This window comes from Streptomyces sp. NBC_01257 (genome assembly GCF_035917255.1).
Taxonomy (GTDB): Bacteria; Actinomycetota; Actinomycetes; order Streptomycetales; family Streptomycetaceae; genus Streptomyces.
On sequence record NZ_CP108472.1, the window covers coordinates 867,012 to 884,046 of the forward strand.

Consider the following 17,035-nt stretch of genomic DNA (forward strand, 5'->3'; position numbering starts at 1 on the left):
ACTGGCCCGACAATCGCGGCATTTGACCATGCGCGAGGCAGACAGGATGGACGGCCGCCACCACGCAAGGAATTTGCGTCAGAACGCAAGCCGCTGAAAGGTGCCAGCTCGGAGGGGGAGGCCGGGACGCGGAACGCCGGGCACGACGAGGAGCGGGGCCACCGTCACGGACCCCCGCGCGCCCATCCGTCACGGCCGAGGGCGCGGTCACGAGCACGGCCACGAGCACGGCCATCCCGTCGCTCTATGATCGAACGTACGTCGGACCCCGGCCGGATCCTCAGCGGATGCGCACCGGCCGCCCCGCCGTGACACGCCCTCACCACCCGCCCTGCGAAGGAAACGACGTAACGGTGTACCAGCCCGACGTGTTCGCGTTCCCCGAGGAGGGACAGTCCGGCCCGCCCCTCCTCCCCCCGCCCGGTGTCCCCTCGTTGTGGCGGGTGGACGTCGCACGGCACAGCGGGCAGGCGGCGCGGGTCGCGCCGGGCATCCTCGATGCCGGAGAGCTGGACCGGGCCGCGCATCTGGTCGTCGACGCCGACCGTGAGTGCTACGTCGCCTCGCATGTGGCCCTGCGGATACTGCTCGGCGCCCGGCTGGGAGTCGCTCCCGGTGCGGTGCCGCTGACCCGGGAGCCGTGCCCGTCGTGCGGCGGCCCGCACGGCCGGCCCGCGACCGGCGGGGGTGTGCACTTCTCGCTGTCGCACACCCGCGGAGTGGCGCTGCTGGCGTTCGCGGACGTGCCGGTCGGAGTGGACGTCGAGCTCCTCCCGAAGACCGGCGTCGTGTCCGAGATCGCCGGTCAGCTGCACCCTGCGGAGTCCCGCGAGCTGGCGGAGCTTCCCGAGGAGCTGCGGCCGGCCGCCTTCGGCCGGGTGTGGACCCGCAAGGAGGCCTATCTCAAGGGTGAGGGCATCGGCCTGGCCGACGGCCTCGCCGCCGAGCACGTCGGCACCGGCCCCCGCCCCGGCCCCGGCCCGGCGGGCTGGACGATCACCGATGTCCGGGTGCCCACCGGATACGCGGCGGCGGTGGCGGTCCGCGCGGCGGGGCAGCCCGCCGCCCGCGACGGCGACCGGCGAAGATGACGACGCGGGCAGATCGCACCGACCGACCGATACGGAGGAGTGGCAGATGCCGCAGACACGAGCCGGGCAGCAGGCACGCCCGGAGGACCTGACCGATGTGGCGCGGCTGGTGACGGCGTATTACACGCTGCACCCCGATCCGGCCGAACCGGGCCAGCGGGTCGCCTTCGGCACCTCGGGGCATCGCGGGTCGTCGACGGCCACCGCGTTCAACGAGGACCACATCGCGGCGACGAGCCAGGCGATCAGCGAGTACCGCGCCCGGCAGGGCACGGACGGACCGCTCTTCCTCGGTGCCGACACCCACGCGCTGTCGGAGCCCGCGCGGGTCACCGCCATCGAGGTGTTCGCCGCGAACGACGTGACCGTGCTCATCGACGCGGCCGACGGCTACACCCCGACCCCCGCGGTCTCGCACGCCATCCTCACGTACAACCGCGGGCGCACCTCGCAGCTCGCCGACGGTGTGGTGGTCACCCCGTCGCACAATCCGCCGGGCGACGGCGGGTTCAAGTACAACCCGCCGAACGGCGGACCTGCCGCGTCGCAGGCGACCGGCTGGATCCAGGAGCGGGCCAACGAGATCATCGCCGGCGGCCTCAAGGACGTGCGCAGGCTGCCGTACGTGCGCGCGCTGGCGGCGCCGACGACCGGGACGTACGACTTCCTGGGCACCTATGTGGCCGATCTGCCGTCGGTGCTCGACCTGGACGCGGTGCGTGCGGCCGGTGTGCGGATCGGCGCCGACCCGCTGGGCGGTGCCTCGGTCGCGTACTGGGGCCGCATCGCCGAGCAGCACCGGCTCGACCTGACCGTCGTCAATCCGCTCACCGATCCCACCTGGCGCTTCATGACGCTGGACTGGGACGGCAAGATCCGGATGGACTGCTCATCGCCGTACGCGATGGCCTCGCTGATCGGACAGCGGGACCGCTTCCAGATCGCCACCGGCAACGACGCCGATGCCGACCGGCACGGCATCGTCACCCCGGACGCGGGGCTGATGAACCCGAACCACTACCTCGCCGTCGCCATCAACTACCTCTACGCGCACCGGGACCGCTGGCCGGCCGGCGCGGGCATCGGCAAGACCCTGGTGTCCTCCGGAATGATCGACCGGGTCGCCGCGGATCTGGGCCGGCGGCTGGTCGAGGTGCCGGTCGGATTCAAGTGGTTCGTGGACGGGCTGGCCGACGGGTCGCTCGGCTTCGGCGGCGAGGAATCTGCCGGGGCCTCGTTCCTGCGCCGCGACGGATCGGTCTGGACGACGGACAAGGACGGCATCCTGCTGGCCCTGCTCGCCTCCGAGATCCTCGCGGTGACGGGCGACTCGCCGTCCCAGCACTACGCCGCGCTGACCGCCCGGTTCGGCGAACCGGCGTACGCCCGGATCGACGCCCCGGCGGACCGCGAACAGAAGGCGGTGCTGGCGCGCCTCTCCCCCGAGCAGGTCAGCGCCGACACCCTGGCGGGCGAACCGGTCACGGCCGTTCTCACCTCGGCACCGGGCAACGGCGCCGCGATCGGCGGGATCAAGGTCACGACGGAGAACGCCTGGTTCGCGGCGCGCCCCTCGGGCACCGAGGACGTCTACAAGATCTACGCGGAGTCCTTCCGGGGCACCGAGCACCTCGCCCAGGTGCAGGAGGAGGCCAAGGCCGTCGTCTCCGCGGCCCTGGAGGCCTGACACCGCGCCGCGAGGCCGCCTCCCCTGCTCCGTTCCGACACGGAACATGGGCCCTGCACGCACTGCGCTGGCCGGGCACATACCCGTACCGGTCGATAGAATTCGGGCATGGGAGAGCGGCCTGTCGCGCCGACGGCGCCCGAGCTGGTACTCGAAACCGACGCAGGACCCACGGTGATGAGTCCGGTCCGGGAATACCACGTCGGACGCGACCCCTTGAGCGACATCGTGATCGACGACGTCCGGGTCTCCTGGCACCACGCGGTGCTCAGGGCCGTGGACGGTCACTGGTCGATCGAGGACGAGGGCAGCACGAACGGCACCTACACCGGTGGCCGGCGGATCCATGAGTCGGGCATCGGTCCGGGCAGCGTGATCCGTTTCGGCCATCCCGATGACGGGCCGCGGGCGGTGCTGAGCGGCCGGGCCGTGCCGGAACCCGAGCCCGGCCCGGTGCCTGCGGCTCCGGGCCCCGGCCGTCCGTCGGCCGTCTCCGTGCCCGCCGCGACCGGCACGTTCCGGCAGCCGACCACCGTACGGCCGCTGCCGTCGCGCACCGTGCGGATCGGCCGCGGTTCCGGGAACGACCTCGTCGTCGAGGACCTGAGCGTCTCGCGCCACCATGCCGAACTGCTGGCCCACGCCGACGGCACCTACGAGATCGTCGACCTCGGATCGCACAACGGCACCTTCCTCAACGGCCAGCCGGCCACCCGGGCCGTGGTCGCCCCCGGGGACATCGTCGGCATCGGTCACTCCGCGTTCTGCCTGGTCGGCGACACCCTCCAGGAGTTCGTCGACACCGGTGAGGTGTCGCTCGACGTGCAGGACCTGGCGGTCACCGTCGACAAGGGACGCAAGACGCTGCTCGACCACGTCTCCTTCCCGGTGGGCGAGAAGTGTCTGCTGGGGGTCGTGGGACCGAGCGGCGCGGGCAAGTCCACCCTCCTGAACGCCCTGACCGGACTGCGCCCCGCCGACGAGGGCACCGTCCTCTACGACGGCCGCGACCTCTACCACGACTACGCCGAACTGCGTCAGCGCATCGGACTGGTGCCGCAGGACGACATCCTGCACGCGCAGCTGACCGTGCGCCGCGCGCTCGGTTACGCGGCGGAGCTCCGGTTCCCGCAGGACACCGCCGGTTCGGAGCGGCGCGAGCGGGTCGCCGAAGTGGTGCGGGAGCTGGGTCTGGAGCAGCGGGCCGACCAGCCGATCCACAGTCTCTCCGGCGGACAGCGCAAACGGGTGAGCGTGGCGCTGGAGCTGCTGACGAAGCCGTCGCTGCTCTTCCTCGACGAGCCGACTTCCGGCCTCGACCCCGGCATGGACCGCTCGGTGATGCACATGCTCCGCGGCCTCGCCGACGACGGGCGGACGGTGATCGTCGTCACGCACAGTGTGCTGAGCCTGGACGTGTGCGACCGGCTGCTGGTCCTCGCGCCCGGCGGAAAGATCGCGTACTACGGTCCGCCCGAGGACGCCCTGGCCTTCTTCGGCTTCGAGCAGTGGCCGGAGGCGTTCGAAGCCTTCGAGAACGACCGCGACCGGCCCTGGGCCGAGGAGTTCGCCGCCTCGCCCTTCCACCGGCAGTACATCGCCAACGCCAGCGCTCAGCCCCTGCTGCCGCACGCGGCGGCCGCGGAGGTCGCCCCGCCGCCGAAGACCCGCAGCTGGGGTGCCCAGCTGCGGACCCTCGTACGGCGGTACGCGGCCGCGCTCAGCGCCGACCGGACGTTCCTCGTCATCATGATCGCGCTGCCCTTCGTCATGGGCGCGATGGCCCGGGCTCTCGCCGGGAGCAAGCTGACGCAGGAGACGGCGATGAACGCGCTGCTGATCCTGTGTGTCGGCGGAGTGCTGACGGGCGCGGCCAACGCGGTACGGGAACTGGTCAAGGAACGGGTGATCTACCAGCGGGAGCGGGCCGTCGGCCTGTCCAGATCCGCGTATCTGATGTCCAAGGTCGTGGTGCTGGGCACCATCACGGTGCTCCAGGCCGTCGTGCTGACGCTCGTCGGTCTCGTGGGCGTCGATCTCAACGCCCCGGGCGGCAAGGGGGTACTGCTGCCACCCCTGGCCGAAATCACCCTGACGGTGGCTCTGTTGTCCTTCACCGCGATGATGCTCGGCCTCCTGGTGTCCGCACTGGTGCGCAAGGAGGAGGTCACCATGCCCCTCCTGGTGCTGCTCGCGATCGTCCAGGTCGTCTTCTGCGGTGCGCTGCTGAAACTGCACGGGGTGCCCGGCATCGAGCAGTTGTCCTGGCTGATCCCGTCCCGCTGGGCGCTCGGCGCCATGGCGGGGACGATCGACCTGGCCAGGATCGTGCCCGGGAAGCTGACCTCGGACCCGCTGTTCGAGCACGCCGCCGGGACCTGGCTCCTGAACATGGGGATGCTGGTGGTGCTGTCGGCCGTCTTCGGATGGGCGGTGGCCAGACTGCTGCGCCGGCACGAGCCCGCGATCATGCGGAAGTAGGAGCGGCCCATGGAGACCGAGGACTTCCGCCCCACCCACGTCGTCCCCCGGGACGGGCTGCCCGCCTGGGAGTCTCCGGATGTCTCCAGGCCCACCGAACCCCTCGACCCGCTGCTCCCCGTCCAATTGCTCGACCGGCGCGGCGACTGGGGCCAGGTGCTGTGCGCCAACGGCTGGTCGGCCTGGGTCGACGGGCGGCTGCTCGTCCCCGTACCGCACGACCCGCCGCAGGCCGGACGGCCGATGGCCCGGACGGCGGACCCCCGGCCGCTCGTCGCCCGGGTCCAGGAGTCCCTGGAACGGTTCCGCCGGGCGTCCGACGAGCTCATCGGGGGCCGCATCGACGGCGAGACCTTCCGCCGCCGTACCCAGGGGCTCCGGGCCGGTGTGGTCGTCGACGGCGAGGCCGTCTGGCTGTACGACGCGGAGCACGAGCGCTGGGTGTACACGGACGGGACCCGGCTGACGACGTACGCGGCGCAGTCCGGCCCCGGCCGCCCGAGCAGCGCCCCGGCGAGCGGCGGCGGAGCGGCTCCGGCCGCCCGGCCGGAGGCGACCCGGCTCGTCGGCCCCGCCGAGGTCGCAGCCGCCGGCGCGCCCCGGCCACCGGAAACCGCGGGCGGTGCTCCACCTCCGGCCGGTCCGGCTCCGGTCCATCCGGAGGAGACCCAGCTGCTGCACCCCCCGAACGACCCGGGCCCCTCCCCCACGCATCCGCCGACCAGGCGCGGTGACGGCTGATGAGCCCGTCCCCGGCTCCCCCCGGCCCCTCGCACGAGTCCTCGCTGCCCGCCGGGCGGCCCTCCGACCTGATCGGCCGGCAGATCGCGGACTACCTGGTGGAGGGCGAGATCGGGCGCGGCGGGATGGCGGTCGTGTACCGGGCCAAGGACCTGCGGCTGGACCGGACGGTCGCCCTCAAGCTGCTCGCCCCGGAACTGGCCCGCAACGACACCTTCCGCAAGCGGTTCACGCACGAGTCACGGGTGGCGGCCGCGATCGACCACCCGCACATCGTGCCCGTCTTCGAAGCCGGTGAGACGGAAGGAATCCTGTACATCGCCATGCGCTACGTGGCGGGACAGGACCTGCGCGCGCTCATCGACCGGCAGGGCCCCCTTCCACTGGGGACCGCGGTCCGGATCGCCGCGCAGGTGGCCTCCGCCCTCGACGCGGCCCACGATCACGATCTGGTGCACCGGGACGTCAAACCGGGCAACATCCTGGTCGCGGCGGGTACGGACAGCGACCATCCGGAGCATGTGTACCTGACGGACTTCGGTCTGACGAAGAAGTCCCTCTCCCTGACCGGATTCACCTCGGTGGGCCAGTTCGTCGGGACGCTCGACTACGTGGCGCCCGAGCAGATCTCGGGCCGCCCGGTGGACGGGCGCTGCGACGTCTACAGCCTGGCGTGCGTGGTGCACGAGACGATGGCCGGTGCCCCGCCGTTCCAGCGCGACGACGACATGGCGCTTTTGTGGGCCCACCAGTTCGATCCGCCGCCGGCGCTGACGTCTCTGCGCCCCGATCTTCCGGCGGGTGTCGACGCGGTGCTGGCGAAGGCGCTGTCGAAGAGTCCGGACGACCGGTACGACTCCTGCCTCCAGTTCGTGGCGGCCTTGCGCGCCGCTGCCCGCGGCGGGGCGGCGGGCGGTCATCCGGCGACGCAGGTGGACCGGCGGATCGCCGGATGGCAGTCCGGGTCCGAACCACCGCCCGCACCTCCGCGGTGGGCGCTGCCGGTCTTTCACGAGCGGTCCGGGTCCGGCCCCTGAGGTCGGCCGGGCACGTCGTCCACCTCGCCGCGACGGTGGACGCGGGCGGCGAGCAGCCCGCCGAGGAATCCGGTCACGAGCCCCCACAGCAGGGCGAGTCCGAGGGCGCCCCACAGGCGCGGGCGCAGCAGGACCTCGCCGCCGAGCCCGCCGCCGAGGTCGCCCAGGCCCAGCAGGGACAGTCCGTAGTGGGCGGAGATCCGGACGAGCAGGCATACGGCGAGCACGGTGAGGGCGAGGGCCACCGCCATGTGCACGGCGTGCTGCCAGGGGCGCGTCCGGGCCGGTGAGCGCGCGGCCATCAGGAACGCGGCCGCCAGGGTGAGCACCGCCGCCACGACGACGCACCACCACGCGCGGCCGTCCTGCTCGGCGAGCGTGCCGACGTTGAGCGTGGAGAGGTCCGGTGTCCGCAGCACGGAGTCCAGCATCTGCGGCATGGGCAGTCCGAACGGCCCGTCCACCTTCCCCTCCCAGGACGCCCCGAGCCCGATGGTGAGGACGAGCCAGACCAGGTTGGGCAGTCCGAGCAGGATCACCGCGAACGTCGCGGCGGGCTGCCCCCGTGTCACCGCGACGACGAGCGCGATGACCAGTCCGAGGGCCACGCAGACGAGCAGCAGCGCCACCATGGCGTACGCGGCCGGCCGCACCGACTCCTGGAAGCGCACCAGCCGGGCGGGGAGCGGAGCGCCGCGGGAGACGAGCAGGGCCAGGACGAGGACCCCGGCGAGCCAGAGCAGACCGAGGACGACCGTGAGCGGGATGTCGGCCCGGAATCCGGCCCGGGGCGAGGCGTCGAGCACGTCGCCGATGACACCGCCGGTCGGGTCGGCGCCGGGGATCGCGAAGGTCTGCCGGGCCAGGAGGGACAGTCCGATGAGCACCAGTGCCCAGAGCACCGCGATCCGGGCGGCCCACCCGGCGAGTTCGCGGGCGGTGGCGACGGCCCGGTGCCTGAGCGGGCGGAGGAATCCGGCGGCGAGCACCAGGGCGCCGACGAGGGTGACCGAGAGGGGCAGCACCGAGATGTCCGCGTGCGTCTGCGCGAGTTCGCCCGCGTTGCCGGACAGGTCGACCGAACCGCCCGCCGCCATGACGACGACGGCCGCGACCACCCGGGGGAACGAACCGCCGGGCAGATCCGTGGCCCCGGCCGCCCAGAGGCCGAGGGCCGCGGTGACGCCCATGACCACGAGTGCGGCGAGGACCGCCAGGAGGGCATCGCCCCAGCCGTGTGCGACGCGGCGCTCCGTCGGGCCTGCGCCGTCCGATCCCTGTGTGCTCACGGACCCACGCTAGGCAGCCGCGAGGGCGGCCGCCCCCCGGGTGGGCCGACCGCGTCGGCTTGCGGGCCGCGCGGGGGCGAGGCACACAATGGCGGATATCGGAATAATTCGATCACGACCCTGGCATGGGGAAGAAGAACCGTGAGTGACCAGCCGCCGTCGTCCGACCTGCCGCAGTCGTCGGGCCGCCCCACGGGGCCGCCGTCCGGACCGCTCTCGGGTCCGTCGCAGGAACGCCCCGTCCCGCCCCCGCCCGAACGCCCCTCCGGGCCCCCGGCCGGCCCGCCGTCGGGCAGCGGCCACGGCGGATCGGGTGAATCGGGCGGATCAGGCGGCCCCGTGGGACCGGGCGAATCCCCGCAGGGCTCCGGCCACGGACCCCGCACTCCCTGGTGGCGGTCGGTGCCGAAGGTGGCGACCATCGCCGTCGCCCTCGTGGCGGCAGTGGTGCTGACGGTCGTCCTCACCCGGCCGGACGGCTCGAAATCGGCGGGGGGCGAGGTGTTCCTCCAGGCAGCCGGTTCGGCCGGCCGCCAGCCGTTCACCGGCTCGACCGCGCGCAGCGCACCCGGGGACGCGACGCCGACCCCCGTGCCGAGCATGTCGGCGAGCGCGTCCGGGACGGGGAACAACGTCACCCAGGGCGTGGACGGTTCGGCTCCCGGCCTGTACGGCGGCACCCGCAAGGTCGCCAGCTGCGACGTGGAGAAGCAGATCACCGCCCTCACGGACCAGCCCGCCAAGAACAAGGCGTTCGCCTCGGTCGAGGGCATCGACCCGTCCGGCGTCCCGGCGTACCTGCGCGCGCTCACACCGGTTCAGCTGCGGCTCGACACCCGGGTCACCAACCACGGGTACGAGAACGGCGCCGCCACGAGCTACCAGGCGGTGCTCCAGGCCGGTACGGCGGTGCTGGTCGACGACCGCGGTGTACCGAGGGTCCGCTGCGCCTGCGGCAACCCCTTGCTGCCGCCGGTTGCGCTGAAGGGCTCGCCCGAGGTGAAGGGCGATCCCTGGCCGGGCTACCGCGCCGGCCAGGTCGTGGTGGTGCAGCCCGCTCCGCAGCCGGTGAACGTGTTCGTCATGTTCGACCCGAAGACCGACGGCTGGTTCGAACGGGACACCGGTGACACGGGCGACGGCGACAAGAAGACCGACCCGCCCGCCGATGCGAGCGCCTCCCCGTGTCCGCCGAAGCCCGGCGGAGGAACGGCGGCCCCTTGCCCCTCGGACTCCTCCTCCCGCTCCCCGGGGTCCGACGAGCCGTCGTCACCCGGGACGGATTCCGGCGGGCCGACGACGGAAGCACCCCCCTCGCCGCCGCCGACGTCCGAGGAGCCGCCGCCTTCTCCCCCGCCCTCCTCGGAGGAGCCGCCGCCGACCTCGGAGTCGGCCCCGGAGCCGGTGACCCCGCAGACCGGTGAGTCCGAGGCCCCACCGCCCGCGCCGCCGGCCTCCGGTGACGGGGCCTCGGACGGGACGGCGTAGCAACGGCGTCCGTCACCCCCGAAGCCAGGCGGACGCTGCCGCCGATCAGACCGGGTCCCCGTCGGGCCCCTGAGGGATCGCGCACGGACGCAGGATCATCAGCGGCCCTTCCGACGCCGCCACCATGGCGAAGGGAAACCGGTCGGCCTCCAGACAGAGCGCGACGTCATCGGGATGGACTCCCTGCCGCACCCCCTCCGCCAGTTCGGCGGCGGCGCGCGACCGGGCAGCGCGGCCGAGGAACCCGGCCGCGTCCGTGCCGGCGGGATCGGTGACCCTCCCGGCGATGTACTGCGCACACGCCAGGTCCTCATCGGCCCGCCCGTCCTCGCCCGTGACCACGAACGTGACACGGTCGCTGCCGCGCGCCCGCAGGAGCCGGGCCGTTGCCTCCGCCACCACGAAGCCGGCGCACAGCACCAGTTCGGACTCCTTCACCGCGAGGGCGCCGACCGTCCCCGCCGTGGTCTTCTGCACCACGGTCCGTCCGGCCAGGTCGACGGAGCGCAGCAGGCCGGGCGAGTTGACGGCGTCGAACCCGGGCGCGGGCGGACCGTCCTTGACCGCCACCCAGTCCGGGTGGCGGTCCTTGAGCGCCCGGGCTTCGTCCAGCGACCCGGCGAGCACGATCTTCTCCGCCCCCCGGGCGAACGCACAGGCGGCCACGGTGAACGCGCGCATGACGTCGACCACGACCGCCACGGAGGGAACGTCGGTCAGATCATCGATACCGAGGAAACGAGCCTTCATTCCGGTCATGATCGCGCATGCCCGGCCGGTCGGGGCGACGGGGGCGGCACCCGGTACCTCAACAGGCCTACGTGTACGCGCCTATGGCGTCGACACGGCCGGCCGCGGCGCCGCCGCCATTCCGCTCCCGATGTGGAAGCTCGGGTGCGGGGGCTGGTTGTAAGCCGTGTTCTGCCAGGCCAGCGCCGTGCGGTAGGTGGTGTCGTGGAGCAGTGTGGTGATCTTCGTGCCGGTCTCGTACGGCGTGGAGTAGATCCGCAGCGCGGTGTTGTTCGTCGTCGCCCAGACCACTTCCTCGCGCCAGTCGCCGAACAGGTCGCCGGAGATCGCGGGGGTGGCCTTGGTCCCGTTGTTGGAGTGGACCGATGCCCCGGTCAGCTGCCGGGTGTCGGCGGAGGTGCCGTACTTGTCGATGTGGGTGCCGTCCAGGAGTTCGCGGGTGGTGTCGCCGTCCCACCAGGCCAGGAAGTTGGCGCTGGAGGGCTTGCGGCTCGCCACGACGGTGCCCTTGGGGTTGCGGACCCCGTCGGCCGCGGACGACCAGGACTCGGCGCCCGCGCTGCCGGACCAGATGTCGTCGCTGACGCCTCGCCCGTTGTCACCGGCGGCCGGCGTCGACCAGATGATCTGGCCGGTCCGCGCGTCCGCCATCCACGACGAGGGCTTCGAGCTGTCCTCGTCGACCTTGAACTCCTCCGGCCCGGGCCGGGACGGGTCCAGGTCGCCGACGTGCATCGCGTCGCCGTGGCCGTTCTTCGTGGTCCACAGGGCGTTGCCGTTGTCGTCGACGGCCATGGCGCCGTACACGATCTCGTCCCTGCCGTCCGCGTCCACGTCGGCGACCGAGAGCTGGTGGTTGCCCTGGCCGTCGTACCCCTTGCCGGAGTTGGTCGAGCTGGTGGTGTCGAAGGTCCAGCGCCGGGTGAACGCCCCGTTCCGCCAGTCCCAGGCGGCGATCACCGTCCGCGTGTAGTAGCCGCGGGCCATGATCAGTGACGGCCTGGCGCCGTCGAGGTAGGCGGTGCCGGCGAGAAAGCGGTCGACGCGGTTGCCGTAGCTGTCGCCCCATGAGGAGACGGTGCCGCGTGCGGGGACGTAGTCGACCGTGCCCATGGCGGCGCCCGTCTGCCCGTTGAACATGGTCAGGTACTCGGGGCCGGACAGGACGTAGCCGGCGGAGTTGCGGTGGTCGGCGGAGGCGCTGCCGATCACCGTGCCCCTGCCGTCGACGCTGCCGTCGGCGGTCTTCATCGCGACCTCGGCCTTGCCGTCGCCGTCGTAGTCGTACACCTGGAACTGGGTGTAGTGCGCGCCCGAGCGGATGTTGCGGCCCAGGTCGACGCGCCACAGCCGGGTGCCGTCGAGCCTGATCCCGTCGACGATCGTGTTGCCGGTGTAGCCGGACTGGGAGTTGTCCTTGGCGTTGGTGGGCTGCCACTTGAGTACGAAGTCCAGTGCGCCGTCGCCGTCGAGGTCGCCGACGGAGGCGTCGTTGGCCTCGTAGGTGTAGGCGACGCCGTCGGGGCTCGTGCCGCCGGCGGGCGGGGTGATGGGCACGTCCTTGTAGCCGGTGCGGAACTGGATCGCGTGGACGGAGTCGCTCTGTTCGACTCCCCCGACGACCGCGCGCACTGTGTAGTCGGCCGAGTTGGGGGCCCCGGCGTGGAAGTAGTTCGTCGAGGCGGTGACGGGTGAGGCGTTCACCTTGGTGCCCGCACGGTAGACGTTGAAGGACACGTCGTCGGCGTCGGTGGCGAGCCAGCGCCAGCTGATCAGGTTGCCCGCGTCGGTGTGGACGCTGACCACACCGCGGTCAAGCGCCTCCGCCTGGCGTGCGGTCGCGGCGTGCGAGGTCTGGCCGGTGACGACCAGTGCGGTGGCTGCCAGCAGACCTGCCATGACGGCGCCGAGCAGTGTTCGGGTGCGGGTGGCGCGGCGTCTGCGGGGAGTCGAGGAGAGCTCAGGAGTCACGGTGCGTGCCTTCCGGAGTGGGGGCGTGGTATTCCTCAGTGCCCGCCGGGCCCGGAAAGGTTGCCGCCCGGGCGCACCGGACGGCCGGCGGGCGTTCGCGCGGCGGGGTTCACCCGTCTGCCGCAGCGCGGTGGCGGGCCGCGCGGGGCATGCGCAGGCTGTCCGGAGAGCTGCCGATACGCAGGGGTGGCGGAGCCGATGGGGGTGCGACGTGCCGGACGCCGGTCCACCGGTCCCTGGGACATCCCCGGCCGACAAGATGACGGGGGCTCTCCTGGACGCACTGTTCAGCCAGTCCGCGGTGGGGCTGCACGTCCTGGACACACAGCTGCGGGTGGAGCGGGTCAACACCCTGTCCGACGCGGTCGCACCCGAACGGATCGTGGGACGGCACTTCACCGACGCCTACCGGCTGCAGGACCCCGAGGAGTCGGAGGAACTGCTGCGCGGAGTACTGGAGAGCGGTACGCCCCTCCTGAACCATGTGATCCGCGGGCGCCTCATGGAGGCACCCGGACCTGACCGCAGCCTGATGGTGACCGTGCACCGTCTGGACGACCCCTCCGGCCGGCCGCTCGGACTGCTGGCGGCCGTCGTCGACGTCAACGAGCAGGAGAAGTCCCGCACGCGCGTGGACGCCCTGGCCTCGGTCCGCCGGAACGTGGGCCACTCGCTCGACATGGAGGCCATCTGCCAGGGCCTGGTGTCGGCGCTGGTACCGCAGTTCGCCGACTTCGCCGTGGTCGAGGTGGTGGACGACGTCCTGCGCGGCACGAGTGCGCCGGTCAGCCCGGTGAGGCCCGATGTCCCCCTGCGCCGTGCGGCCCAGCTCGGGGTCGACGGGGACACCCCGGTGGGCGAGATGCGGCACCTGCCCGCGGGCACGCCGTACGCGCTCACCGCCGTCGATCTGCGGCCCAGGCTCATCCAGATCACCCCAGGCACCCCCTGGCTGGACGCGGACCCCGTCACCGCGCACATGATCGCCACGACCGGCGCCCACTCCCTGATCGTGGCGCCGCTGAAGCTGCACGGGGCCTTCCTCGGTCTGGTCAGCCTCTACCGCTGCACCGGTTCCGAACCGTTCGACGAGCGTGACCTGACCCTCATGCTGACAGCAGCCGCCCATACGGCACTGAGCATCGAGACCTCGCGGCGCTACGCGCACGACCATGTGATCGCCTCGACCGTCCAGCGCAGACTGCTGCCCCAGCACGACGGCGCCCGGATCGCCGTGGAGACCGCCCATGTGCTGATCCCGGGGCGCAACAGCGGCTGCTGGTTCGACACCATCGGGCTGTCCGGCGCCCGGACCGCGCTGATCGTCGGCAGCGTCGCGGGGCACGGGCTCCAGACCGCCATCACCATGGGGCAGTTGCGGACGGCCCTGCACGCCCTGGCCGGTCTCGACCTGGACCCCGACGAGGTGCTGGCCCGTCTCAACGACACGGCCGACCGTCTCGCACGCGAACGCAGGTCGCTGCCGCCGGGCGACTCGCTGCACCGCCAGCCGCTGACGGCGAGCTGTCTGTACGCGGTCTACGACCCCTTCGCCCGGACCTGCACGGTGGCGCGTGCGGGGCACCCGGCACCGGTAGCCGTCGATCCGGACGGCCGCCCGGTCACCCTCGACGTGCCCGAGGGGCCCGCGCTGTTCTCTGAGGACAGCGCCCCGTTCGCCACCGCGACGATCGAACTCCACGAGGGCAGTGTGCTGGCCTTCCTCACCGGTTCCCGGCTGTCCGACGACGAGTCGGCGAGCAGGGTGCGGGACGCCCTCGGCTACCCGGACCGGCCCCTCCAGGACCTGTGCGACGCCGTCGTCTACAACCTCCCCGCGGCGTCGCACCCGGACGGTGCCGCGCTCCTGCTCGCCAGGACCGGCGTCGTCCCGCCCGAACGGGTGGCGACCTGGGAACTGGCCCACGACCGGACCACGCCGTCCGTCGCCCGCACCCTGGTCCGCGACCGGCTGGAGGGCTGGCACCTCGGCGAGGAGACCATCGAGGCGACGGAACTGATCGTCAGCGAACTGATCACCAACGCGGTCCGCTACGGCACCCCGCCCCTCCATCTGCGGGTCATGCTGGACCGCACCCTCACCTGCGAGGTCCACGACACCAGCCCGGTCGCACCGCACCTGCGGCACGCCCGCACCGTCGACGAGGGCGGCCGGGGCCTGTTCATCGTCTCCCAGCTCGCGACGCACTGGGGCACCCGGTACAACACCGACGGCAAGGCCCTGTGGACCGAGCAGGAGGTCCCGGCCGACGACAGCACGTGACGGCCGCGGGCAGCCGAACCCCCTGCGTACCGCGGCGTTCGTCCTGGCCGTCCTGTGCACGCTGGTGATGACCCTCACCGCGACGGCCCGCAGCACCGAGGAGCGTGCGGCGGCCGGTGACTCCTGACGCGGACATGGGTGCGGCGCACCACGGCGGTCGGGCCGTGGTGCGCCGCGGTCGGGCGCCGGCGGCCGCCCCGGGTTCGGAGGGCGGCCGCCGACGGATCAGTGGCGGCCGCCGTGGCGGTGGCCCCAGGACTTGGAGTCGACCTTGTGACCGTGCGCGTCCCGCAGGGTCGCCGTGTCGCTGCTGTCCCAGACGTAGCGGCGGAGGTCCTGGTAGACGTCGGTGCGGGTGTCGCGGCCCACGCCGGTGTGCACGCGCACCGAGGAGCGGCCGGGCAGGCGCAGGTCGAACCGGTAGGTGCGGCGGCTCTCGTCACGGAGGGTCCAGCCGCGCAGGTTGACCGAGTGGCGGCTGGTGTTGGTGACGGTGACCCACTCGCCGTTCAGGCTCCGGTTCGAGCCGTTGTCGCGGCCGGGGCTGTTGTACTGGATCTTGCCCAGGACGACGGTCGAACGCTGGGAGTGACCACGGCCGTGGTCGTCGGCGACCGCCGGGAGGGCGGCGGCGGCCACCAGTGCGCCGGAAGCGAGAACGGCTGCGGTGATCCGTCGTGCGGAACGGGACATGAAGACCCCTCAGGGTGCGGGCCCGGGCCTTGCGGTCCGGGCGTTGTTCGGCCCCGGCGTGGTACCGGGAAGGCACACTCTGGCCTGATGACGGCGCCCGTGGTCACCGCCCCGGTGCGTGTGACGAAGTAAAGACATTTCCGTCACGGGCGACTGTAGGCGGCATCCACCGAACCGTCCGGGTACCTGTCAATTCCTGCACGCTGCACCCACCCGCGCTGCACCGGGTTGACGGACGGTCAAGCGCCGTCGCGCCACCGTCGCGCGCCCGTCCGGGGTGTGCGGCCCGGCGTCCGGGTTCTGTAACAACCGCCACCACCCCGCAGGTGAACGCCCGTTCCGTTACTCCGGGAAAGCAGCACGGAGGTTCCCTCGAACACCGGCCGGGGTGGTCAGGGTGTCGCGCGGCCGGACGCGAGGGGCCGGCGGTCCGTCCTGCCGGACCAGCCGAGGAGAACCAATGAGCAGACGGCCGCGAACGCGCACCAGGTGGAGATGAATTCCAGCCGCCACAGCGCGGCGCACACCGCGGCCCCGCCCGCGACCAGCACCCCGAGCCATGTGAGGATCCGGTCGCCGGACAGGAGCAGGGAGCCGACGGTGGCCAGGAGGTATCCCGCGACGAGGAGTCCGGGGCGCGGCAGGTCGAGGACGTATCCGAGGGTGTGTCCGCGGATCTCCGCCGTCACCTGCCGGGTCGCGAGGCTGTACGCGAGCGCGGCGGAGGTCGCGGCGCCGGCCGCCAGCGGCACGGCGAGACGGCGGCGGGCGTGCGCGGGGGCGGCGCACATCACCCCGAGGGGCACCCACAGCGCCAGGAGCGGCAGGGCGATGACCGCCCATGCCACGGTGGCCGGGCCGGTGCCGCCGTCCGCCCGCCAGACCGCGGACTCGATGATCTGGTGGGCCCCCAGGAGCAGCGGCAGCGCCGCGAGCGGCAGATCCCGCGCCCGGCGCGCGCGTACGACGCAGCCGGCACCGATCGCCGCCACCGCGGTACCCGCGACCAGATCGGCGGTGGCGCTCCAGCACATGGGTCCCCCCGGGACTCGCGGTTCGGCCGGCCGTGGCAGGCGCTTACGGGTTCAGGCCGTGGCGTCCGACCAGGCGTACGGCGGCGGCACGGGCCCGTCCGCGGGACCCGCACCCACCCTGCCGAGTTCGCGGTCGGCGACACTCATCAGCTGACCGGCGACATCGCGCATCGCGCGGCTCGCCGCCAGTTCGCCGCCGATCGTGGGTACGTCCGGGTCCTGGGGACTGCACCGGGCGACTCCGTGGCCGGTGAGTTTCGCCGTACCGGTGTCCAGCACCGCCTCCGCCTTCGTCGTACCGTCCGTCTCGGACAGGTCGACATGGACCGTCCATTCCATCGAGCGATTCATCGCACACCTCCGGGCCCCGCACCGGCGAGCAGGCGCTGCCGGCGTGCGGGAGCACTCCCAGGATCCACCCGACCGGCCCGGCGCGCAGCTTCCCGGCCGCCCGGTCCGGCTCGGCCTGCGCGGATCCCCGGACCGAAA

13 protein-coding genes are annotated in these 17,035 nt (G+C 72.8%); 7 read left to right on the plus strand and 6 right to left on the minus strand.

The window, feature by feature from the left end:
• Positions 1-353: 353 nt before the first annotated feature.
• From OG408_RS03855 to OG408_RS03875, 5 genes are all read left to right on the plus strand, one after another.
• On the plus strand, positions 354-1,091 hold the full coding sequence (locus OG408_RS03855) for a 4'-phosphopantetheinyl transferase family protein (RefSeq protein WP_326668202.1): 738 nt from the start codon (positions 354-356) through the stop codon (positions 1,089-1,091).
• A gap of 46 nt (positions 1,092-1,137) precedes the next feature.
• Entirely contained in the window at positions 1,138-2,778 is a 1,641-nt protein-coding gene (pgm, locus tag OG408_RS03860; RefSeq protein WP_266786826.1) for a phosphoglucomutase (alpha-D-glucose-1,6-bisphosphate-dependent), read from the plus strand.
• Positions 2,779-2,886: 108 nt separating this feature from the next.
• The gene (locus OG408_RS03865; protein WP_285569395.1) at positions 2,887-5,259 is read left to right on the plus strand and encodes an FHA domain-containing protein; all 2,373 of its coding nucleotides are present in this window, start codon (positions 2,887-2,889) and stop codon (positions 5,257-5,259) included.
• A gap of 9 nt (positions 5,260-5,268) precedes the next feature.
• Complete coding sequence (locus OG408_RS03870) at positions 5,269-6,000, plus strand: hypothetical protein (RefSeq protein WP_326668205.1); 732 nt, start codon at positions 5,269-5,271, stop codon at positions 5,998-6,000.
• The gene (locus tag OG408_RS03875) at positions 6,000-7,037 is read left to right on the plus strand and encodes a serine/threonine-protein kinase (protein ID WP_266786820.1); all 1,038 of its coding nucleotides are present in this window, start codon (positions 6,000-6,002) and stop codon (positions 7,035-7,037) included. The genes OG408_RS03870 and OG408_RS03875 overlap by 1 nt, the downstream gene beginning before the upstream one ends.
• Here OG408_RS03875 and OG408_RS03880 read toward each other — a convergent pair.
• Positions 7,010-8,326, minus strand: coding sequence for a streptophobe family protein (locus OG408_RS03880; protein WP_266786818.1), 1,317 nt, complete (start codon positions 8,324-8,326; stop codon positions 7,010-7,012). The two genes, OG408_RS03875 and OG408_RS03880, sit on opposite strands and share 28 nt — an antisense overlap.
• Before the next feature lie 141 nt (positions 8,327-8,467).
• On the opposite strand from OG408_RS03880, the gene OG408_RS03885 reads away from it, so the two are divergent.
• Complete coding sequence (locus OG408_RS03885; RefSeq protein WP_326668207.1) at positions 8,468-9,814, plus strand: DUF6777 domain-containing protein; 1,347 nt, start codon at positions 8,468-8,470, stop codon at positions 9,812-9,814.
• Positions 9,815-9,859: 45 nt separating this feature from the next.
• Here the strand turns inward: OG408_RS03885 and OG408_RS03890 are convergent, their stop codons facing one another.
• The gene (locus OG408_RS03890; protein WP_326668209.1) at positions 9,860-10,564 is read right to left on the minus strand and encodes a 2-phosphosulfolactate phosphatase; all 705 of its coding nucleotides are present in this window, start codon (positions 10,562-10,564) and stop codon (positions 9,860-9,862) included.
• An 81-nt stretch (positions 10,565-10,645) separates the two neighbouring features.
• Positions 10,646-12,463 carry a rhamnogalacturonan lyase gene (locus tag OG408_RS03895; RefSeq protein WP_326674467.1) on the minus strand — a complete coding sequence of 606 codons (1,818 nt, stop codon included), beginning with the start codon at positions 12,461-12,463 and terminating at the stop codon, positions 10,646-10,648.
• A 331-nt stretch (positions 12,464-12,794) separates the two neighbouring features.
• Here OG408_RS03895 and OG408_RS03900 point away from each other — a divergent pair, with 331 nt between their 5' ends.
• On the plus strand, positions 12,795-14,819 hold the full coding sequence (locus OG408_RS03900; RefSeq protein WP_326668211.1) for a SpoIIE family protein phosphatase: 2,025 nt from the start codon (positions 12,795-12,797) through the stop codon (positions 14,817-14,819).
• Positions 14,820-15,044: 225 nt separating this feature from the next.
• On the opposite strand, the gene OG408_RS03905 is transcribed toward OG408_RS03900, so the two are convergent.
• From OG408_RS03905 to OG408_RS03915, 3 genes are all read right to left on the minus strand, one after another.
• Entirely contained in the window at positions 15,045-15,512 is a 468-nt protein-coding gene (locus OG408_RS03905) for a lamin tail domain-containing protein (RefSeq protein ID WP_285569407.1), read from the minus strand.
• Between the two features lie 392 nt (positions 15,513-15,904).
• Positions 15,905-16,546 carry a DUF6629 family protein gene (locus tag OG408_RS03910; protein WP_326668214.1) on the minus strand — a complete coding sequence of 214 codons (642 nt, stop codon included), beginning with the start codon at positions 16,544-16,546 and terminating at the stop codon, positions 15,905-15,907.
• Between the two features lie 51 nt (positions 16,547-16,597).
• Positions 16,598-16,897: a DUF1876 domain-containing protein gene (locus tag OG408_RS03915; RefSeq protein WP_285569411.1), complete on the minus strand. Its 300-nt coding sequence runs from the start codon at positions 16,895-16,897 to the stop codon at positions 16,598-16,600.
• Positions 16,898-17,035: the final 138 nt, after the last annotated feature.